At 67.6% G+C, this 22,166-nt stretch carries 24 protein-coding genes and 5 pseudogenes; 11 read left to right on the top strand and 18 right to left on the bottom strand.

Translation table 11 applies throughout. From position 1 onward, the window contains the following. Positions 1–783 precede the first annotated feature (783 nt). Both ACIQTP_RS25545 and ACIQTP_RS25540 read right to left on the bottom strand, forming a co-directional pair. Positions 784–1,998, bottom strand: coding sequence for an aldehyde dehydrogenase family protein (locus ACIQTP_RS25545; RefSeq protein ID WP_403403494.1), 1,215 nt, complete (start codon positions 1,996–1,998; stop codon positions 784–786). After that, positions 1,991–2,212 carry a hypothetical protein gene (locus tag ACIQTP_RS25540; protein WP_403403491.1) on the bottom strand — a complete coding sequence of 74 codons (222 nt, stop codon included), beginning with the start codon at positions 2,210–2,212 and terminating at the stop codon, positions 1,991–1,993. The genes ACIQTP_RS25545 and ACIQTP_RS25540 overlap by 8 nt, the downstream gene beginning before the upstream one ends. A 409-nt stretch (positions 2,213–2,621) precedes the next feature. Here ACIQTP_RS25540 and ACIQTP_RS25535 point away from each other — a divergent pair, with 409 nt between their 5' ends. The 4 genes from ACIQTP_RS25535 (at position 2,622) to ACIQTP_RS25520 (ending at position 5,107) form a co-directional block, all read left to right on the top strand. Beyond that, complete coding sequence (locus tag ACIQTP_RS25535) at positions 2,622–2,984, top strand: hypothetical protein (protein WP_403403488.1); 363 nt, start codon at positions 2,622–2,624, stop codon at positions 2,982–2,984. Positions 2,985–3,264: 280 nt separating this feature from the next. Then, a complete protein-coding gene (locus ACIQTP_RS25530; protein WP_403403485.1) occupies positions 3,265–3,915 on the top strand; it encodes a DsbA family protein in 651 nt (216 codons plus the stop codon). 38 nt (positions 3,916–3,953) lie between these two features. Continuing rightward, the gene (locus ACIQTP_RS25525) at positions 3,954–4,763 is read left to right on the top strand and encodes an MBL fold metallo-hydrolase (protein WP_403403482.1); all 810 of its coding nucleotides are present in this window, start codon (positions 3,954–3,956) and stop codon (positions 4,761–4,763) included. 89 nt (positions 4,764–4,852) lie between these two features. Beyond that, positions 4,853–5,107: a hypothetical protein gene (locus ACIQTP_RS25520; protein ID WP_403403479.1), complete on the top strand. Its 255-nt coding sequence runs from the start codon at positions 4,853–4,855 to the stop codon at positions 5,105–5,107. Between the two features lie 222 nt (positions 5,108–5,329). Here ACIQTP_RS25520 and ACIQTP_RS25515 read toward each other — a convergent pair whose 3' ends face one another. Further along, positions 5,330–6,283 (bottom strand): helix-turn-helix domain-containing protein, encoded by a 954-nt coding sequence (locus ACIQTP_RS25515; protein WP_403403476.1) that lies wholly within the window; start codon positions 6,281–6,283, stop codon positions 5,330–5,332. 171 nt (positions 6,284–6,454) lie between these two features. On the opposite strand from ACIQTP_RS25515, the gene ACIQTP_RS25510 reads away from it, so the two are divergent. Continuing rightward, positions 6,455–7,045 (top strand): flavodoxin family protein, encoded by a 591-nt coding sequence (locus tag ACIQTP_RS25510; RefSeq protein ID WP_403403473.1) that lies wholly within the window; start codon positions 6,455–6,457, stop codon positions 7,043–7,045. 102 nt (positions 7,046–7,147) lie between these two features. Here the strand turns inward: ACIQTP_RS25510 and ACIQTP_RS25505 are convergent, their stop codons facing one another. From ACIQTP_RS25505 to ACIQTP_RS25480, 6 genes are all read right to left on the bottom strand, one after another. After that, positions 7,148–7,303 carry a hypothetical protein gene (locus tag ACIQTP_RS25505; protein ID WP_403403471.1) on the bottom strand — a complete coding sequence of 52 codons (156 nt, stop codon included), beginning with the start codon at positions 7,301–7,303 and terminating at the stop codon, positions 7,148–7,150. Positions 7,304–7,396: 93 nt separating this feature from the next. Beyond that, on the bottom strand, positions 7,397–8,368 hold the full coding sequence (locus ACIQTP_RS25500) for an MIP/aquaporin family protein (RefSeq protein WP_403404123.1): 972 nt from the start codon (positions 8,366–8,368) through the stop codon (positions 7,397–7,399). 62 nt (positions 8,369–8,430) lie between these two features. Then, positions 8,431–8,733, bottom strand: coding sequence for a hypothetical protein (locus ACIQTP_RS25495; protein WP_403403468.1), 303 nt, complete (start codon positions 8,731–8,733; stop codon positions 8,431–8,433). Positions 8,734–8,765: 32 nt separating this feature from the next. Then, positions 8,766–8,960: a hypothetical protein gene (locus ACIQTP_RS25490; RefSeq protein ID WP_403403466.1), complete on the bottom strand. Its 195-nt coding sequence runs from the start codon at positions 8,958–8,960 to the stop codon at positions 8,766–8,768. A gap of 375 nt (positions 8,961–9,335) precedes the next feature. After that, positions 9,336–10,007 (bottom strand): HD domain-containing protein, encoded by a 672-nt coding sequence (locus ACIQTP_RS25485; protein ID WP_403403463.1) that lies wholly within the window; start codon positions 10,005–10,007, stop codon positions 9,336–9,338. Beyond that, positions 10,004–10,351 carry a DUF6616 family protein gene (locus ACIQTP_RS25480; RefSeq protein ID WP_403403460.1) on the bottom strand — a complete coding sequence of 116 codons (348 nt, stop codon included), beginning with the start codon at positions 10,349–10,351 and terminating at the stop codon, positions 10,004–10,006. The genes ACIQTP_RS25485 and ACIQTP_RS25480 overlap by 4 nt, the downstream gene beginning before the upstream one ends. A gap of 79 nt (positions 10,352–10,430) precedes the next feature. Here ACIQTP_RS25480 and ACIQTP_RS25475 point away from each other — a divergent pair, with 79 nt between their 5' ends. Further along, positions 10,431–11,396 carry a GlxA family transcriptional regulator gene (locus ACIQTP_RS25475; protein ID WP_403403457.1) on the top strand — a complete coding sequence of 322 codons (966 nt, stop codon included), beginning with the start codon at positions 10,431–10,433 and terminating at the stop codon, positions 11,394–11,396. Between the two features lie 453 nt (positions 11,397–11,849). On the opposite strand, the pseudogene ACIQTP_RS25470 reads toward ACIQTP_RS25475, so the two are convergent. Then, positions 11,850–12,430 (bottom strand): annotated as a pseudogene (locus tag ACIQTP_RS25470) (transposase). Between the two features lie 336 nt (positions 12,431–12,766). Continuing rightward, positions 12,767–13,375 (bottom strand): transposase, encoded by a 609-nt coding sequence (locus ACIQTP_RS25465; RefSeq protein WP_403403454.1) that lies wholly within the window; start codon positions 13,373–13,375, stop codon positions 12,767–12,769. A gap of 464 nt (positions 13,376–13,839) precedes the next feature. On the opposite strand from ACIQTP_RS25465, the gene ACIQTP_RS25460 reads away from it, so the two are divergent. Further along, the gene (locus ACIQTP_RS25460) at positions 13,840–14,358 is read left to right on the top strand and encodes a hypothetical protein (RefSeq protein WP_403403451.1); all 519 of its coding nucleotides are present in this window, start codon (positions 13,840–13,842) and stop codon (positions 14,356–14,358) included. A 501-nt stretch (positions 14,359–14,859) separates the two neighbouring features. On the opposite strand, the gene ACIQTP_RS25455 is transcribed toward ACIQTP_RS25460, so the two are convergent. From ACIQTP_RS25455 to ACIQTP_RS25445, 3 genes and pseudogenes are all read right to left on the bottom strand, one after another. Next, entirely contained in the window at positions 14,860–15,090 is a 231-nt protein-coding gene (locus ACIQTP_RS25455; RefSeq protein ID WP_403403449.1) for a DUF2283 domain-containing protein, read from the bottom strand. A gap of 69 nt (positions 15,091–15,159) precedes the next feature. Then, positions 15,160–15,462: pseudogene (locus tag ACIQTP_RS25450) on the bottom strand (transposase family protein); the annotation flags it as partial. Between the two features lie 130 nt (positions 15,463–15,592). After that, entirely contained in the window at positions 15,593–16,330 is a 738-nt protein-coding gene (locus ACIQTP_RS25445; RefSeq protein ID WP_403403446.1) for an IS5 family transposase, read from the bottom strand. A gap of 225 nt (positions 16,331–16,555) precedes the next feature. On the opposite strand from ACIQTP_RS25445, the pseudogene ACIQTP_RS25440 reads away from it, so the two are divergent. Both ACIQTP_RS25440 and ACIQTP_RS25435 read left to right on the top strand, forming a co-directional pair. Beyond that, positions 16,556–17,086: pseudogene (locus tag ACIQTP_RS25440) on the top strand (IS5 family transposase); the annotation flags it as partial. A 237-nt stretch (positions 17,087–17,323) separates the two neighbouring features. Beyond that, a complete protein-coding gene (locus tag ACIQTP_RS25435; RefSeq protein ID WP_403403443.1) occupies positions 17,324–17,872 on the top strand; it encodes a DUF1062 domain-containing protein in 549 nt (182 codons plus the stop codon). 111 nt (positions 17,873–17,983) lie between these two features. Here the strand turns inward: ACIQTP_RS25435 and ACIQTP_RS25430 are convergent, their stop codons facing one another. Beyond that, the gene (locus tag ACIQTP_RS25430) at positions 17,984–18,463 is read right to left on the bottom strand and encodes a DUF6194 family protein (RefSeq protein WP_403404120.1); all 480 of its coding nucleotides are present in this window, start codon (positions 18,461–18,463) and stop codon (positions 17,984–17,986) included. 47 nt (positions 18,464–18,510) lie between these two features. Between ACIQTP_RS25430 and ACIQTP_RS25425 the strand changes: the two genes are divergently transcribed. Next, positions 18,511–19,248, top strand: coding sequence for a MerR family transcriptional regulator (locus tag ACIQTP_RS25425; protein ID WP_403403441.1), 738 nt, complete (start codon positions 18,511–18,513; stop codon positions 19,246–19,248). Here the strand turns inward: ACIQTP_RS25425 and ACIQTP_RS25420 are convergent. After that, a pseudogene (locus tag ACIQTP_RS25420) lies at positions 19,234–19,314 on the bottom strand (transposase); the annotation flags it as partial. The gene ACIQTP_RS25425 and the pseudogene ACIQTP_RS25420 overlap by 15 nt on opposite strands. Before the next feature lie 119 nt (positions 19,315–19,433). Here ACIQTP_RS25420 and ACIQTP_RS25415 point away from each other — a divergent pair. Next, positions 19,434–19,757, top strand: coding sequence for a hypothetical protein (locus ACIQTP_RS25415; protein ID WP_403404149.1), 324 nt, complete (start codon positions 19,434–19,436; stop codon positions 19,755–19,757). Positions 19,758–19,827: 70 nt separating this feature from the next. Here the strand turns inward: ACIQTP_RS25415 and ACIQTP_RS25410 are convergent. Together ACIQTP_RS25410 and ACIQTP_RS25405 are read right to left on the bottom strand one after the other, a co-directional pair. Beyond that, a pseudogene (locus ACIQTP_RS25410) lies at positions 19,828–19,965 on the bottom strand (hypothetical protein); the annotation flags it as partial. A gap of 54 nt (positions 19,966–20,019) precedes the next feature. After that, entirely contained in the window at positions 20,020–21,390 is a 1,371-nt protein-coding gene (locus ACIQTP_RS25405) for a cytochrome P450 (RefSeq protein WP_403404117.1), read from the bottom strand. Positions 21,391–22,166: the final 776 nt, after the last annotated feature.

Genomic DNA, 22,166 nt, shown 5'->3' with positions numbered 1-22,166 from the left:
CGTGTCGATGGGATCAGCGGGAGGAGACGTCAGGTGATGCGCCCGCTCCCCCATGCAGCGACGTGCGGGCCTCGGACACCGAACTGTGATCCAGTACCCAATTCTCACACGCAGGTCAGGGTCCTGCCCACTCGGTGGCGCCGGGCGTCCGACGTTTCTCGTTGGCCGGGAGCGAGGGTTGCCCTGTACTCGATCCCGGTCGGACCGGGGCGGATGAGGGTCGGTATCCCCGTGTCCCTCCACTCACGAAGGAGCTGATCCGATGAAGACGCCATGGGGCACCATGTCGCGCCGACGAAGAATGGTGACGGCGAGCGTCGTAGTCGCATTCCTCGTCTGCGGCGGGGCTGTCGCCGCAGTGGCCTCCGGCGACCGTGGTGCGGCGCCGGAGACAGGCACCACACTCACGAAGGAGTCCGGGTCGCCATCACATCTGATAACACCGGATCCGCAGCACCAGGAGGAGGTGCCCGGCGCAACGCCGCGCGATGTGAGGCCTGGGCAGGCCACGCTGCTGTCGGACGCCCCCGTTGTGGTGGGCGGATAGAGCCATACGGTGACGCGACCGTAGGCATCGCCCCCACACCGCGGCGGTAAACGGTGACAGCGGAACCGCAGCGTTGCCGGTGGCCCGCGCAGATCACCGGGCTGGTGCACGAGACGTTCTCCGGAGCCCCGGTCAGAACGGGGTACTCGGGACGGCTCCGCCCCGGATCGATACGGTGGCCTGAGCCATCCGCCGGCGAGCAGATTGACGTGGCCAGGTGTGGACCGGCAGCCCGCTTACGTCAGCGACGTCCAGACGCTCTTCACCTCGGTGTACAGGTCTATGGCGCCGCTGCCCATCTCACGGCCCCACCCACTGGACCCGTAGCCGCCCCAGGGTGCCGCGGCGTCCACCGGGTTGGGCATGTTGATGTAGACGGTTCCGGCGCGGACGCGGCCGGCGACGCGGTGGGCGGCTGACACGTCCCAGGTCCAAACGGCGGCGAGCCCGTACTCGGTGTCGTTGGCGCGGGTGACGGCCTCGTCCTCCTCGTCGAAGGGGAGGACCGCGAGCACGGGGCCGAAGAACTCCTCGCGAGCGATGCGCATGTCGTCGCGGACGCCGGTGAAGACGGTGGGCCGGTAGAAGTAGCCGGGCAGATCGGCGGAAGAGCCACCGGTGACCAGGGCCGCACCCTCGTCCACGCCGCTACGGACGAGCGCGTCGACGTGCGCGCGGTGCTCGGCGGTGACCAGCTGGCCCAGGTCGGTGGCTTCGGCGTTGCCCGGCCCGAGGCGCATCTGACCGGCCGCCGTGGCGCAGCGTTCGGCGAATTCGTCAGCCAGCGAGCGGTGGACCAGGAAGCGCGTGTACGTGGCGCGCACCTGCCCGTTGTTGAGCAGCGCGCCCTGCAGACACCCGGCGACGGCCGCGCCGAGGTCGGCGTCGGGCAGCACGATGCTGGGCGCCTTGCCGCCGAGCTCCAGCGAGACCCGCTTCAGATTGCCCGTCGACGCGTGCACGATCGCGCGGCCGGTCTCGGTCGAGCCAGTAAAGGAGACCTTGTCGACACCCGGGTGCTCGACCAGCGCGCTACCGGCTTTCGGGCCGCCGGTGAGCAGGTTCACCACACCGTCCAAGATGCCGGCCTCCTGGCACAGCCGGACGAGCCGCACCGTGGTCATGGGCGTCTGCTCCGCGGGCTTGACGATCACAGGGTTGCCGCATGCAAGCGCGGGCGCGATCTTCCAACTCGCGATCATCAGGGGGAAGTTCCACGGGGTGATGAGCGCGCACACCCCGACCGGCTCCCGCTTGGTGTACTGCAGCACGTTGGGAAATGACGTCGGAGCCGTCTCGCCGTAGAGCTTGGTGACCCAGCCCGCGTAGTAGCGGAAGTGCTCGGCTGCGCCCTTGACGCTCACCATCCGCGAGACACCGATCGGCCGGCCCTGATGGAGGGTCTCCAACTGGGCTGGCTCCTCGGCGTGTTCGTCGATCAGGTCACCCACGCGCCACAGGATGCGAGCCCGTTCGGCCGGCGCGAGGCCCGCCCAGGCGGGGCAGTCGAGCCGCCCGGGCTGCCGCGACCGCCTCGTCCACGTCCGGTCGGTCGGCGTCGGCGCAACGTGCGTGCGGCGCACCGGTCGCCGGGTCGACGGTGTCGAACTCGGCGCCGGACGCCGCCGACTGCCAGGCGCCGCCGATGAAGAGGCTCTGGCTCATTCTGAGCTCCTGTGTGCGGATCCAGCCGGAGACCGTGTCGCCCTGTTCGGCCAGGAGCTTGTAGAGGTAGCGGCGTGAGATGTGGTGGGCTGCGGCGATCCGGTTCGGGCTCAGCTCGGGATCGGCGAGCCGCTGCTCCGTGTAGACGAGGATGCGCTGCCTGAGTGCCTCCGGCCCGTCTTCCTGGTGAGCGGAAGAGCTGCCGTGCTGCGCGAGCAGGGCGCTCGCGAGGTCGACCGCGTTGTCCGCGAGGTGGTGTTCGCATCAGGTGCTGAAGGAGATCTTCAGAACGTTCAGTGGATCTTCAGTGGGCCCGGGCGAGAGTTGCCTCGTTCTCGATCCCGAGGGAACCGGGGCCGGACGTGTGCCGGTACCCCTGTCTCCCTCCACCTGCGAAGGAGTTGATCACATGAAGGTGCGTAGGAACGGCATCTCGCGTCGTCAGGGTGCCGTGATGGCCGGCGTACTGGCCGCACTGCTCGCCTCGGGTGGGGTTGCCGCTGCGGCCTCGACCGGCGGCAGCACCACCAAGCACGACGGCAGCACGGTCTCCGAGGCGCCCGGCAACCCGCACCCGCACCACATCAAGCCGGGCACCGCCAAGAAGCTGCGAGACCTCCCGGTCGTCGAGGGCGGCCCCGTCACGGGCGAGGAGCCGTCCGTCGGCGAGGTGCCCGGCGCGAAGCCGGATGGCTGGCTTCTCGACGAGGCCACGCCGGTGAAGGGCGCCCCCGTCGTCGTCGGCGGCGAAGGCAACACCACGCTGCGCTAGCCGCACGGTGACACGGCAGGCGTGGGGCTGCCGAGTCGTCACCGCGGAACGCCCGGCCTGAGAAGTTCGGCCGGGCGTTTTGCATGGCATCTGCATGACATGCAGGTGTTCGCGCGAAATCTTGCTCTTCTCCCCTGAGGGGATCGCCCGGCAGTCGGATTTTGACCATGGGGAGTCGTCTGCGCATCCGGTGACGACAAGCTTCTGAACATAGTTTTGACGGTGTCGGCCCGACTGATACAGAGAGCCGGGTGACGGATTTCGGAAAGGACGAAGCGCGATGAGTTCTGTGGAGCGCATTCGGCTGACCTATGCCTTCGACGCCTACTGCGGATGGTGCTACGGCTTCGGACCCGTCTTGCACGAGTTCGCCACCGCCAACGCGGACCGGATCGAGCTGCGAGTGTTGTCCGGCGGTCTGTTCACCGGCTCGCGCGCACTCCCGGTGTCGGCCTACCCGCACATCCCCGGCGCCAACGAGCGCATCACCCAACTCACCGGCGTCACTTTCGGCGACGGCTACCGGGCCGTGCTGGCGGGCGGAAAAGTGGTGATGGACTCCGCCGATGCCGCCGCCGGCCTGGTCGCGCTGCGCAGCCAGCCAGGCGTGAACGCCCTGGACGCGGCGGCCGCGATGCAGCGTGCCTGGTACCGCGACGGCCGCAGCCTGTCCGCTGCCGGAGTGTACCGGGACCTCGCGGCCGAGCTGAGTCTGGATGCCGAGGCGGTGGCGGCTGCGTTCGCTTCGCCCGCCGCCCGTGCCGAGGCGGAGGCCGACTTCCTCGAGGTGCGCCGTCTGGGCGTCGATGCCTACCCGACGCTGCTGCTGCACACGGCCCACGGCGCCGACCGCCTGGGCGGCCCGGTCGCCTCGGCCGACGCGCTCACCCATGCGTTGGACCAGCACATGGCCACCACCACGGTTGCCTGAAGCCACCCTCATGCAACTCCTCGAAGGGCAGTGCACCCATGTCCAGCCTGACGTATTCCGTTCACACGGCCGGCGACACCGGCCTGAACAAGTCGTCCGTCCTCGTCACGGGCGAGCGCGAAGCACTCCTGGTCGACGGCCAGTTCACGCTCGCCGAGCAGCACCGGGTACTGGGGGACATCATCGACAGCGGCAAGGAGCTGACCACCGTCGTGGTCACCACCGCCGACCCTGACTACTACTTCGGCCTGGAAGTGATCCGGCAGGCGTTCCCCGACGTCAGGATCGTCGCCACCGCCACCACCGTGGAACGGCTCAAGAGCAGTTGGCAGGGCAAGCTCAAGACCTGGGCACACCTGGGCAAGAACCTGACCACCGAGGTGATCGTCCCGGAGGTGCTGGAAGGAGACCGCCTCAGTATCGAGGGCCACGACTTCGAGCTGCGCGGCGGCCACCCCGACCTGGTCTGGCGAACCGAATACCTGTGGCAGCCCGAGGACCGCGCGGTGGTGGGCGGGGTCCTGCTCTTCGCCGGTCTGCATGTGTGGACCGCCGACACCGCCGCGCCGCGTGAACGGCACGCCTGGGACGAGACGCTCGCCGAGATGGAGCGGCTCGCCCCGCGGTTCGTGGTCGCCGGCCACCGTTCCGCCGACTCCGCCACCGACGCTTCGGCGATCGGCTTCACTCGCTCCTACCTCGCCGAGTTCGAGGAGGAGCTGGCCAAGCACGGCAACGACGCTGAGGCTCTGAAGTCCGCGATGCTCCAGCGTTACCCGGACCTGGGCCTGACGGTGGCTCTGGATCTGGGCGCCAAGGTCGCCACCGGCGAGATGAACTGGGGCTGACCCATACTCACGACGGGCCCGCGCGCCGGGTGGTGGGCCACCGCGACCACGACCCGGGGCGTGACCGCCGCGGAGCCCTGACCGGCGGTGTGTTCTTCGCCGCGGCCATCACCGTCCGCTGCCTGATGGTGGTCTCCCCACTCGGCCGGGACCTGCCGGAGCCGCATCTTCGGCTCGCGGCCGTGGCGGTGATCGTCGGTGCGGTGCTCGCGTGGACGCCGCCGTCTTCATGGGGTCGTCACTCCGGCGGACATCTCAATCCGGCTGCCACCCCCGGCCTGTGGTCGACCGGCGTCTTCCCGGCCGCCGACGGTGTGCATCGCCCCTGCTCGCTGGTTTCGTAGTCGGCAACGGCCGCCTGGCCCGCCTCGTGCGGGGACCGGCGGCCGATCGACCACGCCTGCGGTTGAGTCCGCCCCCGCCTGGCCGGACGCTGCGTTGTTCATTGCTGGAGCCGTGTCCTGAGCGGCGATCCTCGACGTCACCCTGCTGCCGAAGCGCACCGGCCTGTCGGTGGGCGGCCTCTGCGGGCCTTTGTCTCTTGGTCCCGCTCCCGGGAGCGGCGCTCACCGCCCAGGTCGCCTGGCGTCGGGCGCTTCACTCCCGCCATCCTCCGAGGAGCGGCCGCGAACGGTCGCGCGGAAGGCGATCGGAGACTGGCCGGTGCGCTGGTGGAAGAACTTGCTGAAATTGGTGGCGCTGGAGAAGCCCAGTTGCGCCGCGACACGGGCGGCTGGTTGATTGCCGTGCGCCAGGAGGCGCTTGGCTTCCAGGACGACCCGCTGGTCGATGAACTCCTTCGCCCCCACCCCGGCTCCGGTCAGCGCGGCCCTGGAGAGAGTGCGGGGTGAGTAACCCAGGGCCCGGGCGTAGTCCTCCAGGCGGCGGGTGCGGGTGAAGTCGCGTTCGACCGCGTCACGGAAGTGGAGGAATGTCTCCCCTGGGGCCGGTGCCGGGCTGCCGACGGGCGCGGTGCGCTGCGAAAGGCGCAGCACGAGGACTGCCAGCAGATGGCGCAACACCGCCACGTGCGCTTCCAGGGAGATGCCACGCAACGCCCGGAACTCCAGCGCTAGATGGTCCACGGCCATCTCGAGCGCGTGACGGTCCTCGGGCCCGGGAACCTGGAGCGTGGGGGCGTAGAGATCGCCCATCCGCGCTGCGGCCACAGTGGCCGGATCCAGGAAGTCGCCCTCGAAGAGGACCAGGGTGCCCTCGGCGTCGTCCAGATTACCCCACTGCTGCACCTGACCAGGCCGGGTCCAGAGCCAGGAGCCCGGCTCGAGGGCGTAGCCGGTGAAGTCCACCGTGTGCCACAACGAGCCGCTGGAAAGGGTGATCAGGTGGTGGAACGTGGGCCGCTGCGGCGCCTGCAGCCGTCCTTCACCCATGTGGACGGCGGACCGCTCCCGCAGGTCGGCCAGAGAGATGATTTCGATGCCGGCAGGTGTGCCGACGGCGGGAGCGAAGCCGACGTCCGCGATCTCGCGCGATGTGCCCTGTCGTTTTCTCACCGTCACCAGTAGCCACCATCACGCGGGGAACTCGGTCGATGCCAGCCTAACCGCAGTAGTCACCACACCCAAGTGTCGGATTTTAACCATGACCTGTCAGCCTCCTACCTGGTTCACCTGCGAGGGCGTCAATAAGTTGAATCTCGAAGCTTTCGTTTTCAAGCGTAGGAGGTACTCGTGACTTCGCCCATCGTGTCCATCGCCTATCACTCCGGCTACGGCCACACCGCCGTCATTGCCGAGGCTGTCCAGCGTGGCGCCAAGGAGGCCGGCGCCGTCGTGAACCTGATCGCCGTCGGTGAGATCACCGACGCCCAGTGGGGCCAGCTGGACGCCTCGGATGCGATCATCTTCGGTTCCCCCACCTACATGGGAACCGCTGCCACCGCTTTCCACGGCTTCGCGGAGGCCAGCTCCGAGCGTTGGTTCGGGCAGGCTTGGAAGGACAAGCTGGCGGCCGGATTCACCAACTCGGCTTCCAAGGCGGGCGACAAGCAGTCGACTCTCCAGTACTTCGCGACGCTGGCGTCGCAGCACGGTATGCACTGGATCGCGCTCGGCCTGCCGGGTGGCTGGAACTCGTCCAAGGGGAGCGAGAACGATCTCAACAGGCTGGGCTTCTTCCTGGGTGCCGCCGCTCAGTCCAACGCGGATCAGGGGCCCGAGGCAGTGACGGCCAGCGACATCGCCACCGCCGAGGCGCTCGGTCGCCGCGTCGCGGATGCCGCCGCCACATGGGTGGCCGGCCGCACCGCACGCGCCGCCTGATCGCGGACTCTTCGCCCCCCGGCTGCCGGGTTTCCGTACGGCGCCGGGGCGCGCGGCAGATCCATGCCCGGGCCGCCGACAATGCGAGTCGACAGGGTCTCCTTAGACGAAGCCCCCGTCGAGGTTCGTGTGCGTAGTGGGGTGTGCGACGCATACGTAATCAGCGGCATCGAGATCGACCAGGTGATGCCCTAGCCTCGCCGCGGCGAGGTTGTCTTCCTCGAAGGCGGGCAGGGGCAGACTGCCGGGTTCGGTCATCGTGCTGATCCCCTTCGACACTTCGAAGACCGGTCGGTGGCTGCTCGACCCGGTGGTGATGAGACCCCTTTTCAGAGAGCGTCAGCAATGACTTCACCCGCACCCGCTGCCTGGAGGACGACGCCCCGGCCATGGGCTGCTCACCCCACGCCCTCTCGAGGGCCGCGCTGACCGGAGCCGGGGCCGGGGCGGAAAAATCATCGACCGGCGGGTCGTCCTGGAAGCCAGACCCTCCTGGCACACGGCGACCCGCCGGCCTCCCGTATCGCGGCGCAGTTCGGCTTCACCAGCGCGACCAACTTCAGCAAGTTCTTCCATCAGCGCATCGGCCAGTCTCCGATCGTCTCGCGCGCGATGGTCCGCCGTCGCTCTTCGGGGGAGGGACAGGCGATATGCCTGGTACCGGGCGACCCCGCCGGTGAGGGCCGCGCCTGCAAGGGGTGCCAGCAGATAGAGCCACAGATGTGACCAGTCACCCGGCCGGTGGGCCCACAGAGCGGGGCCGAACTGGCGGGCGGGGTTGGCGGATCCGCCAGTGAGGGTGCCGAGGGCAATCATGACCACAGTGGTGGCGGCGGGGCGGGCCAGCGGGATCCAGCGTGTCCACGCGCGACGGGACATCAGCAGCAGGGTGACGGTGAGGACGGCGCCGGTAGACACGGCTTCGACGGTGAACAGCAAGGTCGGCGAGCAGGAAGGAGCGGGTTCAACCGCGGCGTAGGCCATCCGGTCCCCGAGGACCGGGCCCCACACGAGGCGGGCCAGGCCGGTTCCCGCCACGGAACCGGTGAGCTGGGCAGCGAAGTATCCCGGAACACGGCGGCCGGGGAAGGCACCGGTCAGCCACAGGCCGAAGGTCACCGCCGGGTTGAGATGTCCGCCGGAATAACGGCCCCATGGAGAGGACAGGGCCCCCGCGAGCGCCACGCCGACGATCACCGCCACGACCGCAAGCTGAAGATGCGGTTTTGGCAGGGCCCGGCTGAGTGGTGATGCCGTCACCCAGCGGACAGTGGTCACCACGACGAACAGGACACCGCCAGTAAGGGCGAACTCCCCGGCCATCGCCACCGGGTCGGTGGTACCAGTAGTCCGCCACGCAGGTACACGAGCAATCGTGGACACGGTCAACCCCGGGCCATCACGCCGATGGCGACCCTGGTGCCCAGGTCCAGAAACACCAGCAGGCCCAGATCGGGACACCGCTCGAGCATCGCTTCTTTCGGACAGTAATCCGAGTCGGCGGTGGTGACCACGACGGTGGTCAGCTCCTTGCCGCTGTCGATGATGTCCCCCAGGGCCCGGTGCTGCTCGGCGAGCGTGAACTGGTCGTCGACCAGAAGTGCTTCGCGCTCGCCCGCGATCAGGACGGACGACTTGTTCAGACCGGTGTCACCGGCGGCGTGGACGTTCTGGGTCAGGGCGGACATGAGGGCGCTTTCGTTCGCAGAGTGCGGGGGCTTCAGGCGTCGGTGGTGGCCAGGTGCTGGTCCAGGGCGTGGGTGAGCGCGTCGGCCGAGGCGGCTGGGCCGCCCAGGCGGTCGGCGCTGTGGGCGGTGTGCAGCAGCAGTCTCGGGTAGGCATCGAGGCCCAGACAGCGCACCTTGAGGAAGTTGGCCTCGGTGTGGGCGGCGGGCGAAGCGAACGCGGCCGCCACGCCTCCAGGCAACGGCCGAAGCCGCACCCCGCGCGGTCCCCTGTACTTCCACTCCAAACAAGACAGGTTCGAACACCGCGTGTTCGCGGCCAACCGCGAACCGCGCGCCTGCCGCATGACCGCCACCCCCGATGCAGCCGTGAAAGCCTTCGCCGAAGAACTCGGCGCCGCTTCCGACGACATCGGTCCCGCATTGCGACCGCCCTGGCTCTCCTTGAAGCGGGATGCCAACTCTCAAAGGCCCGGGACGTGATGCCGGGTGCACACAGGCGCGGAGCCAGGCACACGGGGTGCCCGGCTCCGCGTCTGCTTCGGCACAGCTGCCCGCCGGCAAACGGCCACGGTATCCGCGACCGCAGCCACCGCGAGACGTCGTTACTCCGGGCGTACCGGAGCGGCGATCAGGTCGTCCAGTCCAGGGAACGGGTTGTCCGGCCGGTGCTTGCGATACACGCTGTCGACGAACGACACGGGTGCCCACTTCGACGGCTGTTCGTCGATCTGGTGGACCAGTTGCTCGTGGATGTTGTTCCGCAGATCCAGATAGGGAAACGCCTCGTGCGCCGCGTCGAGTACCGCCCGGTCCACTTCCTCGACACCGAAGGCGAACATGTCGGCGCCGATGCCGAAATGCGCGAGGGCGACGTTCAGATGCTTGTGGGCCGCGATCCCCGCGGACGTGTGCAGCGCCACCGCATCCCAGATCTGGTCGACGGCGACATCGGACAGCCCGTGCTCGCGCGCGAATCGAGCGGCCCGGAACGCACCGTCCACCTCGAACCGGTTGGGACCCTGCCCCTCATCGGTCAGGCCTATGTCGTGCAGCACCGTGCCGATGAAGAGTGTCTCGTCGTCGTAGTCCGTCCCGGCGACGAGGTTCTTGGTGGCGGCGATACTGCGAGCGTAGAAGTAGCTGCGGACCACGTGGTTGAACAGCCACTGCGGGGAGTGCTCGGCGGCGAGGGCGACGGCGGCCTCCGTGGCCGCCGTACGCGGCCACCCTCCGATGGCGTCCGGCAGATTGTCGAGCGGCTTGAGCGAGTTCACTTGGCCTCACCCTCCAGTGCCAGGTGGTCGGCGATGACGGCCTCGGCCGGCCGGAGCTCACCCACGACGTTGGTCTGATCGAAGTAGGTGTACCAGCCGGAGCTCTCGACACCGGCCAGGAACACGTCGGCCACTTCCTTCGAAGGGGCCTGCCAGACCGCGAACCACTCATAGGACGCGGAATGCGCGGCCGGTTCCACCCTGCCCCAGCCGAGCGTCACGAATCCGATGTCCGCGAGCTGCTTCATGGCTTCCTGAATGCCTGTGAACAGGTCGTTCCGCGCCTTCTCGTCGGCGGCGAAGAACGCGGGCTTCGGGGTCCAGGTCTCGACCACAACGTACATATGGTGCATCTCCTCACTAATCACGATTCAGCGTGACCAGCTCAGCCTAGGAAGACTGAGGCCGCTATACGATGGCCAAATGGACAATAATCCCAAAGATCCGGCCAAGGTCGCTGTGGTGGTGCAGCCGGGCTACGTGCTGTTGGACGTAGCCGTTCCTCAGCAGGTGTTCGGCCGCTGGCCGGACTGGGTGACCGCCTGCTGGCCCGGCGGCGCCCCCTACGAGCTGACCTTGGTGAGTGCGGTTCCCGCGGAAAACTCGCTGGTGCCCCGCGAGGTCGAGTCGCTCGACCGGCTGGACACGGCGGACACCGTGATCGTCGCCGGGGTGCAGGACCCCACCGAGTCTCCGGATGCCGAGTTGGTCGAACGGCTGCGTGACGCATACAGCCGGGGCAGCCGGATGGTGTCGATCTGTACGGGCGCCTTCGCCCTGGCGGCGGCCGGGATTCTGGACGGCCGCAGCGCCACCACCCACTGGCGCTGGGCCGGCCTGCTGCGAGACCGCCACCCGTCGGTCGAGGTCCGCGAAGCGGAGCTCTACGTCGAGGACAGCGGCGTCTTCACCTCCGCGGGTGTCCTCGCCGGAACCGACCTGTGCCTGCATCTCCTGCGGCTCGACCATGGTCAGGCCGCCGCGAACACGATGGCTCGCTTCCTGGTCAGTCCACCCCACCGGGAAGGAGGACAGGCCCAGTTCATCGAGCCCATCCCGCCCGGCGGCGACTCCGAGATCACCGACGTGATCACCTGGATCCTGGAACACCTCGACGAGCCGCTCTCCCTGGAGTCGGTCAGCCGGCACAGCCACATGAGCACACGAACCCTGCGCCGCAGATTCCGGTCCGTGACCGGAACGAGCGTCATGAACTGGGTGGCCATGCAACGCGTAGCCCGCGCCCGCGAACTCCTCGAGACCACCCGCCTCGGCATCGACGACATCGCCCACCAATGCGGCTTCGGCTCCGCCGAGTCACTGCGCATCCACTTCACCGCGATGACCAGGACCAGCCCGTCGAGATACCGCCGCACCTTCGCCGCCTGACCACCGGCTCCTGTCCCGGGACGGAGCGCCGACAGAACCTCGTGGACAGGCCCGCCACAGCCGTACCCTGTACGGGCATATCGGCGGACTCCCAAGGTCACCGAAAACGTGGAGGGAAGTCGTGACGACCGCAGAGACCCAGCGCAGCGCCTGCTCACGCCTCGTCTCCGCTGCACGCTCGGCTCCGTCATCTCACCGGTCGCGGCGCTCGCCGTTCACGCGCACCACGACGCAACCGCACCGATGACGCACATCCCGCCCTCCCCGACTGCCGGGCAGCCGCCCCCGGCCACATGCGCGCTGACCGCGACCGGCCAGTTGACCCGCTCGCCCGACGCTCCACGCTGTTGCAGGGCCACGGCCACCGGCATCCGGCCGTCCTTGAGCACCCACCCGACTGGGGCTCCCCATCTCTCAGAGGGCGTTTAATCTAGGTGGATTGCCCTTTATATTCTAGTAAGTTCCTCGCCAGGTGGGTGCCGTCTCGTCCGTTATGCGCTTGGTGAGGTTGTCGATCGAGGCGACGTGGATCATGACCTCGGAGCTGGCGGGCAGGGTCTCGTAGTCTCGGGCGAGGCGCCGGTGCAGCATGATCCAACCAATACTTCGTTCGACAACCCAGCGCCTTTTTTACAACGTGGAAGCCGCGAACTCCGGGGTTTCTGTTGACGACTTCGACGCCGATTCCGAAGCTGGCGCCGGGCTCGATCACGGCGTTCTTGAAGCCGGTGTCGACCCAGCTCTTGAAGATGGTCGGGTAGGTCTTCTTGGCCTGCTCGAGGAGCTGGATTCCGACGGCGTTCCGGGACAGGCTCGCGGCGGTGACGGTCACGGCGAGGATGAGTCCGATCGTGTCGGTGAGGATGCCCCGTCTCCTGCCGACGACCTTCTTGGCGGCGTCGGTTCCAGGGGATTCCGGTGCGGTTGATGCAGAGGAGTGCGTTGAATACATCGCGCAGGTCGACCTTGGCCGGCTGCCCGGTGAGCCTACGGTCGAGCCGGTCCTTTCTCCAGGCCGTCAACATCGGCTCGATTAAGGCCCATCAGGCGTCGGACAGGTCGCTGGGATACGGCTTCCGCTGGCTCACCCCGTAGCGTGATCATGGATACGGCGGACGGCGCCGTTCCGCTACTACTGGGCGTTTCTGCCTGATCTTCAAACCAGACGGACTTCGTGCACGAGAACCGAAGTAAACGGGCGGCCGAGTTCGCAGCTCGATGGACGCGACGGTGCGCGTATGGGGCAAACAACTCAAGCTCGACGGTCATGCAAGTTACTTACAGACAGATACCATCCCTAAATGCCCACTCAGAGTGCAGTACGTGAGGTGATGTCCGTTTCGGGCTTGGAGTTGGGTGAAGGTCGCTGGTCAGCGGGGTGGACCGAAGATCAGGTGTGAGGCTGAGTGAACGGGCCGGGTTTCGGGTTCGGCGAGGACGCCCCGGACGACCAGCGCTTCAGCTTGGACCGGATGTCTTCGGTGCGCTTCGGGAGGATCGGCAGGTCGAGTGCCTCGCAGAGGTCGCGGGCCCGCAACGGGCGGCCCGCGTCGGCGAAGGCTCGGGTCGGCTAATCGCCAGTTCCTCTCCCGCAGTTGCCACCGCAGCAGGTCGTGGACGGTCTGGTCGGTGCCGTCGTCGCGCCACTTGTAGAAGTAGTACTTCACCGCCCCGGCGGGCGGCAGATCGTGGGGCAGCAGGTCCCACTGGCAGCCGCTGCGGTTCTGATACAAGATCGCGTTCACGATCTCCGGCATCGCGTATCTGCGCTGGTGGCCGCTGACCGACGGATGCGCGACCTTCCACGCTGTGATCACGGGTTCGGCCAGGAGCCACCGCTCGTCGAAGGCGTTTCTGGAGTACGGCGTGCGCATGCTCATGCCAGAGTTCAGCGAATCGCGGACGTCTGACCGACAACGATTCCCCAACGTCCACACCATCGAGCGATGACAAGCCAGACGGAAGATCACGTACTGCACTCTGACGACCGTGATGTTGACGATTCCGACGGATCCGAAGCACGCGGGCACGATGGCGTCCGGACCAAGGTCACCTGGGGCGCCGGCAGTCCAGCCGACGCCCTGGCCATGGTCTTCAAACTCGTCGAGTCCGCCCAGGAGCGATGGCGGGCCGTGAGTGCGCCCCGCCTCCTGGCTCTCGTCCGCGCGGAGGCCGTTTCGAACGCGGACACTCTGTGGAACGCGCCCAGTCGCACGTCGCATGAGCGTGGGCGCTCATGCCTATTTGTTCCCCACGACTTCGTCAAGCAGCCGAGGTGACGAGCGCGACAGTCTGGCACGATGGACTTTACGCTCAACAAGCTGTTGTGCAGCGAGCGTTGGACAACGTACTGGACCGCTCCAGTATCTGTACGGCGAGCGCGCACACGCCTAGGCTCCGTGGCTGATCGTCGACTCGCTCCACGACCACAACAGGGGGAAACATGTCTGTACTTCGCCGTGCGCTCAAACCGGTTGCTGTCACTGCCGCCACACTCGCGCTCTCTGCCGGGACCCTAGTGGCCGGCACCGCTCAGGCTTCTTCCGAATCAGCTTCGTGCACCGGCTGGATCAACATCGGGTCCCCGGGCAACTACACCCTGCTGGGTTCGTACGCGGGCCAGGTGGAGCAGGAGTACAACACCTGCAGTGGTCAGGTGATGGCTCACTGGCAGTGGTCCACCCCGTATCGCAACGCGCACCCGTATGCCCACGTCGACGTCATGGCTATGTCGTGGGAGAACTACCCAGCCGTCATGGACCGGGACAAGGTCCAGAACGCGAACGTCGCGCAGGACGTCTTCTCCTACGGGATCGACATTCACGCGGCCAACCCGGACAAGTGGTTCGCCTACGCCAACGTGACAGACGAGCACGGCAATAGCTGCCGGTACGCGACTGGTGGATCGGTTCACGACTACGCCACCGGAGGCAACGGCGCGCCGGATCCCAGTAGTTGCTGACAGGCCGCCCGTGATCCACTCGGTGTGCCGTGAGATCTGACTGATCTTGTCCCGGCGGTGTCGTCGGTGTGTGAGCGGCCGACGTCCTTGAGGGACGAGGTCAGGGTTCTGCCCGACGGGCGAAGGGTGAGCTGCAATAGCCCTTCGCCCGGTTGCAGACGGCGCACAGAACCTGACGTGGCCGGCGTCGATGCGCGCAGCGGAACCTCCTGAAGGACCGGTTCGGGGGCTGCTGACTCCAGAGCGCAGTACGTGATCTTCCGTCCGGCTTGTCATCGCTCGATGGTGTGGACGTTGGGGAATCGTTGTCGGTCAGACGTCCGCGATTCGCTGAACTCTGGCATGAGCATGAAACAAGTCGTACTCCAGTGACGCCTTCGACGAGCGGTGGTTCCTGGCCGAACCCGCCGAGCTGCGATCCCGCCTTCTGATTGTCTTACAGAGCCTTTTCCAACCTGTTCGCCGCGAGCGTGGTGCACGGCTGGTCATGCACCTTCGGTGTCAAGTCGCTCCGCGGACTGGAGCAGGTACTCGGGCAGTTTTGAACTGGCCGCCAACACCTCGATGCCGATGAGGCGGGCCCTGCTCGTCGAAGTCGAGATTGATCATGCCGTCGACGTCCACCGGATCGCAGGGATACATGCGCGCGGACTTCACGCGGACCTGCGGTTCTGTGAGGTATACGTACGCTGCGTTGACGGTCTTGTCGTAGGTGACTCTGACGTCTGTCACGGTGAGCGGTCTCCCTTGCTGTCATGGATGGTGGCGCTGTCCTTGTCCATGCCTCCGGCCGCAGCGATCTCAGGCTGCCGTGGCGAGGTGCAAGGCCAGGACGGCCTTGACGATGTCGGTCATGCGGGTGGTGCTGCAACGGAGTTTGCGCAGGAGCCGCCAACTCTTCAGGGTGGCGTTGGCCTGCTCTCCGACGGCTCGGATCTTGGCGTGGGAGGAGTTCACCGCCCGCTTCCCGGCTGGGAGCGTGCTCCAGCGGCCCCGGTAAGGCACCCGGATCGTCCCCTGAGCTCCCTGATATCCCTTGTCGGCCCACGTCCGGATGCCGGCTTGGGTGAGAGCTTCGATGATGCCGTGGGTGCGTGCGGCCTTGGCCGGCAGGGTGGTCTGGACTGTGACGGTGCCTGTCGCGAAGGCCCCTATCGGGACACACCCGCCGACCTGGCGACGGCGAGTGCCGCCCCGGACGGCCGTCGACAGATCAAGACGCAGGACACAACAGTCAGTCGTAGCGCGAGTCAGACCACCGCCGAGACGGCTCCACCATCCTCACAGTCATAGCGGGTGGCGACGCCCCAGTTGCGCTTGAGGCGATTGATCCCGCATTCCACGGCGTGCCGCTGCTTGCACTTCTCCTCGTCGAACGCGCAAGGGCGGCCTCCTGACCTGCCTTTGCTCTTCCGTTCGCGATCTGGTCCGTCTTCTCCGGGATGGTGCACCGGATCCCGTGCAGCCAGAGGTACCGGCGGTTGGCCCTCGACCCGCACGCCTTATCGCCCAGGACCCGGTCCGGCCGGGTACGGGGCCAGTCGCCGTGCAGCCTGGCGACGCGGATCCTGCCCAGCACGGGGCTGAACTGCGGGCTGTCGCTCCACTGGCCCGCGGTGACCATGACCGCCAGGGGCTTCTGGCCCTGGTCGACGGCCAGGTGACACCTGCTGGTCAGCCCGCCGCGAGAGCGGCCCAGGCCGTGGTCCGCCGACTCGGGGCCGGGCGGCTCCTTCTGCCCGCCGGGGTCCTTGCGTGCCCTGGCGGCGTGCTGGTGCGCCCGCGCGGTGCCGGAGTCGACGGAGACGTCCCAGGCCACGTGCCCGGCCTCGTCGGCCAGGGCCTGCAGCGCGGCCACGATCAGGGCCCAGGTCCCGGCGAGCTGCCAGCGGCGGAACAGCTCATACACGGACTCCCAGGGGTCGTACTGGTCAGGGACGTCCCGCCACGGGTCCCGGTCCAGGTGTGCCACCGCATCCCGTCGACAAGCTGCCGCAGCGGGTGCTTGCGCGGCCGGCCGGGCTTCTTCCCCGCCGGAATCACGGACTCGATGACGTTCCACTCCCGATTGCCCAGGTCATGGCGCCCGGACGCAGGTGGGGTAGGCACAAAGTCCTCCGTTATTCACATGTCTGCTTGGCCGCTGACACGAATACCGGAGGCCTTGCCGCGTCACGGCCGAAATCCTGCTCACACCCACCAACACGCCGCCGGAGCGCGCGAGAAGCCGCCGCGAGCGCCGGGAAAGGTCACAGGCGCCGACAGCAACGCCCCGACGAGCGACTCGGACACTCCCGGGGCGGATTTACCTGCAAGACCCATCTGGCCGGTGAAGGTGGGCTCCGCCCGCTGTCATTCGTGATCGCACCAGGGCAGTGGGGCGATGCACCGCAGCTCATTCCAGTCGTGGAAGGCATCCGCGTCGCCCGCCCCGATCACCTCGGCGGCGACAAGGTGTACAGCTACCGCCGCTACCTGCGCAGGCGCCACATCAAGCACACCATCCCCGAGCCGAGGCACCAGCGGGCCGACCGCAAGCGCCGGGGCAGCAAAGGCGGTCGGCCCGCCGCCCTTCGACAAGACGATCTACGAGCGTGGGAGCGAGGTCGAGCGGACGATCAACAGGCTCAAGAACTTCCGGGCCGTGGCCACGAGATTCGACAAGCGGGCCTACGTCTTCCACGGCACCGTCACCGTCGCCGCGATCTGGCTCTGGCTTCGTCCATGATCCGCCGGACAGAACCTTGGCGGTGATCCGCCGGACAGAATCTGGCGGTGAGGCGCTCGAAAACCAGTGGAGCGGCGCCGCTGCCCGCCACTACCGTGCTGCCGGGCCAAGTCGTCTAGTCAAGGACGTGCCGTTGTACACCGTGTGAGACCTCCCGAGCGCTGAATCGTCGCGCGTCGCGCATGTGCGCCGCGCTCCTTTTTGCTGCGGACTTCTCACTGAAACCGGTGTACTTCTGTGCTCGAAAACTGGGTGGTCGTGCCCACCTGCCTACCGTTCGTTCTCCGCCGTTGCCACGCGTGCGCGTCCGAGCGCTTCCGGGCAAGCGGCAAATTCCGCGTCAACGCAAACCACAAGCTCATCGACGCCTGGCTCCTCGCGCTCTGTACCGCTTGCGGGGAAACTGCAAAGCTCACGGTCCTGGAGCGGATGAATGTGCGCTCCGTACGACCTGAGCTGCTGGACCGGCTACATGACAACGACCCTGGCCTGACAGCTGAGCTGCTCCAGGATCCGGTCGTACGGCGCCGTAATCGCATCGCCCTCGACTGGGACAACGCCTGGCGCCTCGACACCGGCGGATCGGATCACCTGGACCGCGAGGTCATCGACGTCTCGGTCCGCTTTGCGGCGCGGATCCCTGTCCGGCCGGTGCGACTGATCGCTGAAGGCTGCGGTCTTTCGCGGGCCGAGGTCGAGAGACTGATCACGGAGGGGAAGCTCGTTTCGGCAGTCCGGCTGAGCGGCAAGCTCTCGGGCGACTTCACCTTCACGCTCAAGCGCTGAGCCCTCCTCGGGACCAGAGGCCTGTCCGGCAAGATCCGCCGGACAGGCCCCAGCGCGGGACGATGTACTGCCCCGCATATTGCCCTCAAGACCGCTTGATCTGGAACCGTGTCAGTCGTTCTCCTGCGACCTTCGCGGTTCGTGTCGCCGCGCGCACCGGGTACGAGCGGCGTCGTGGGCGGTGCGCAGAAGCTGCACGACCGTGTCCGTTCTCCTCTCACCAGGATTGACGACAGAGATCCAGCCGAGTGCCCCGTATACCGGGTGTGGCATCACGCTGTCGGCGGCTGCGTAGTCGCGAGGTCGGGTGAGGCTGCGCGGCTCCTCCCCCGTGAGCTCCCGAAACGTCGCACGGTCGACGTGGATGTTCACGCGCCAGCGGCCTGGAGGGTCAAGGTCGGAAACGGCGTCGTCAGGGTAGTTCTTGGTGACGATGGTCCCGTAGGGCTGGACGTTCTGAGGCATCTGGCCGTCGGGGGCGTAGTAGAAGAACGCATCCCCCCACGCGAGCTCGGGGAAGTCGCCGCCCGGCTCCGGGATAACCACGAGCGCGCCGACGAAGCCTCGCACGGCCGCGATGATCTGTTCCATACTCATGGTTCAAGCATCACCTTCAAGTGCTTATGTGGGGTTGGCAGATGGGCGAGCCGGTGAGCAGTCCGCAACGGGTACCGCTCCGAACCGCCGATGTCGCGGGTGAGTCGGGGTACTCGGTACAACAGGTTCGCGACCTGGAGCGGCTGGGAGTCATTCCCCCAGCCGCTCGGTCGAGCAACGGCTACCGTTCCTACACACCGCTGCACGTGCAGGCTCTTCGCGCCTATCGAGGACTCGCAGGTGCTGTTGGGCCTGTCACCGCCCGGCAGTTGCTCGCGGAACTGCGAACAGAGACGGTCGCGGAGGCAGCCTCGGCGATCAACGCGGTCCATGTTCGGCTCGCGCGGGAACGAGAGGAGGTCCTGCACGCTCAACGAGCTTTGCGTGTGATCCAGGCCGAAGCGAACACACCCGAGGCCGAGCAAGACAGTGACGCGATGACGATCACGGAGCTCGCCGGAGCGCTCAATGTACGTCCCTCCACCCTGCGGTTCTGGGAGCAGGAAGGGCTTGTCACCCCCGAGCGAGTGACGTCACTGCAAGCACGCCGCTACGGTCCTTCAGCCATCAGAGCAGCCCGAATCGTCGCGGCCCTCCGCGGCACCGGCTACAGCATTCCCGCAGTGCGCGAGATCATGGACTCCCTGCACCAACTCGACGGCCTGGGAGAGACCCAACGCATCCTGCAACAACGTCTCGACCAGATCGCCACACGGACCGTGGCGCTGCTCCGAGCAGGCGCGGACCTGGCAGCCGTCGTTGGCGACCACGGCTCGTAGGCGCTGGTCGTCAGCGTGGCGGTTTCGCCAGATGATGGAGCGGCGGATCGTGCCGACTTGCTCCTTCGGCCTCAACCCCTGGGCGGGCGGCCCGGAGCGCGTCCATGCAATTGGCTCTCTCCCGCAGGGCGCATGCGACTGTTACGGCCTCTGCATCCCCCGCAGGCTCCGGACCGGGTCCGCGGGTGCTGGGCGTCGACGAGTTCGCCTTCCGCGGGACCGCCGATACGGGGCTGTCGTCGTCGACGTCTAGACCTACCAGCTCGTTGATGTGCTGCCGGACCATACTCAACGCCATCAAGGTGGCTGACTGCTGGCACCTGCTGCGCAATGTCTCCGTCGCTGTCGAAGAGATCTGTCAACAGCACCGGGCCTGCCTGCGCGAACGCCCCGAACACCAGCAACGCGCCCAGCACCTGCAGCCCGCTTTGGATCTCCTGCCAACCACGCTGGTTCGGCAGCGATGTCACGCAGCCAGCCGCGCAGGCCTGAGCACGGCCCGCTGGTAGGGCTCGGGCACCCCATCGATACGTTCAACGAACGTACGCCGCAGGCAGAGGTTGGACTGTCGCAGGAGAACCGGCGCGCGATCAGCTGGAGCAACACGGTGCAGCCTGCTATGGGTCGGTCGTCCAGCTGACGGCTGTAGCGGCTGTGCGCCCGGCGGTACGGAACACCGCAGTCCGGGCACGACCTCAACAGGCATGCACCGGACACCTCAAGCGATCTCCCGGCCCCGGCTCCGACAGCGGCGCCGGAGCCGGGGGCACGTCACCTCACCTCACCGGCCGGCGGCCCCAGCAGCACCGGCACGTCCCGCGGCCCGTTCGAAATGAATGACTCCGTCGGACGCAGCGCACCCGGCTCCACCGCCAACCGCATCTCGGGAAAACGGGCGAACAACGCCTGAAGAGCGATCTCCGCCTCCAGCCGCGCCAACGGCGCCCCCAGGCAGTAATGCACCCCATGACCGAACGACAGATGCTCCCGCCTCGTCGCCCGCATCACATCGAACCGCTCCGCATCCTCTCCGTGCACCCCCGGATCCCGCCCCGCCGCCGCGAACCCGATCACCAGCGCATCCCCCCGCGGGATCACCGTCTCCCCCACCCGCACATCCTCCACCGCATACCGCAAAATCGCATTCGCCCCCGGCGCCTCCACCCGCAACGCCTCCTCCACCACGTCCCCCCACGTTGCCCGCCCGGACCGCACCAACTCCAACTGCCCCGGCTCCCGCAGCAACAACACCACCGCATTCGCCAGCAGATTCACCGTCGGCTCGCACCCCGCGCTCAACAACATGATCAAGTTGTCCACCAACTCCTTCTCACTCAACCCCCCACCCCCCGCAGCCTCCTGGGCACCCACGCCGTCCGACGCGCCCCCGGCTCCTGCGGCCCCCGCCCCCGGGGCACCCGCGCCCGCACCGTCCGCGGCGTCTGTGAGATGTGTGAGGTCCGAAAGGGCATCCGGGTCCGCGGGATCCGCCCCGCTCCCCGCAGCGATCAGCGCACTCGTCAGGTCCTCAGCCGGACAACGCCGCTTGAACGCCACCAACTCCCCCATCGTCCGGTACAGCGCCGCGTAGTTACGCCGCGCCTCCTCCAACGACACCCCCGTAGCGAAAAACCCCTCGATGATCTCCCGCAACGCCCCCCGGAACTCCTCCGGAATCCCGAACAACTCCAGCATCACCCGGCTCGGCAAAGGCTGCGCATACAACCCCCGCACATCCACCACCCCGCCCCGAGCCTCCCGCGCCGCCGCCTCCATCCCTTCCAGCAGCTCCGCCGCGATCTCCCCCACCCGCGGTCCCAGCAGCCCCACCCGTCGCGCCGTGAAAGCCGACCCCATCAAACCTCGGAGCCGACGGTGCTCCGCCCCGTACGACGTCACCAGATTCTGCACCGACACCCACACCGCCAACGGCCACTCCGCCGCCACCTCACCCCGCTGCCACGCCGGCCAATGCCGATACGCATCCTTCGACACCCGCCCATCTGTCAACAACCCACGAATCACCTGCGGATCCGTCACCGCCCAAGCCCCCACCCCACCCGGCAACACCACCCGCACCACCCCACCCCGACCTCGCAACAACGCCCCCTCCCCCTGTACATCCCGCCCCAACCCATCCATCACATAGGGGCACCCCTCAGTACGCAGATCCGGCACACCCTGCAGGTCCAGCCCGTCGGGCACGGCGCGCAGGTCCACCGCGCCCCCGCCTCCCCGCAACTCCCGCTGCTCCTGCCGGTCCCGCTCATCCCGCCGACCCTGCTGCTCCTGCTGCTCCTGCTGACGCGCCACCGGACACCTCCACGACACAGACCGCGAAAACTTCCCGACAAGCACCACAAACACACCCCGGCACCGCGCCCGCACGACCACCCGGACACCCACCAGGAACACAACCCCACACACGCCAGGCCCCGCCCGGAAAACCACCCCGGAAAACCGCCACCAGCCACGGACCCCTGACACCCGGTCCTCCGCGGCACATCGGAACCCAACCTCCGGACACACGCCCGGGCCGAGTCCTCAGACGCACAGCCAGGAGACAACCCCGGGCATGCATCGCCGGGAAGCGGCCCGAGCACACGCGGAACCCGGCCCCGGATACACACCTGGACCTCAACGTCGGCAACCGCCCAGACCCACACCCGGCACACCCGAGCAGGCGCACCCCAAAGACGGCCCCGGGCATGCGCCCTGGGTGGCAGTCACAGGCAAGGCGGTATCCGGGTGCCGGTCCCGAGCCATGTGCATCCCGGAAGCCGTCCCCCGGCAGCACCGACATCCGCCAGAGAAGCACTCGCAAAACAAAACCGCTCGGACGGTTTCACTATAGCCTCGCCCGAGGCCCACGCAAGAGACAGCAACACACCCCCACGACCACCCGACCCCGAGCCTCG

The sequence above is a fragment of the Streptomyces sp. NPDC090798 genome, from assembly GCF_044768965.1.
Lineage (GTDB): Bacteria > Actinomycetota > Actinomycetes > Streptomycetales > Streptomycetaceae > Streptomyces.
Note: the sequence above shows the minus strand (reverse complement) of the source record. Positions and strands in the feature narration are given on the sequence as shown.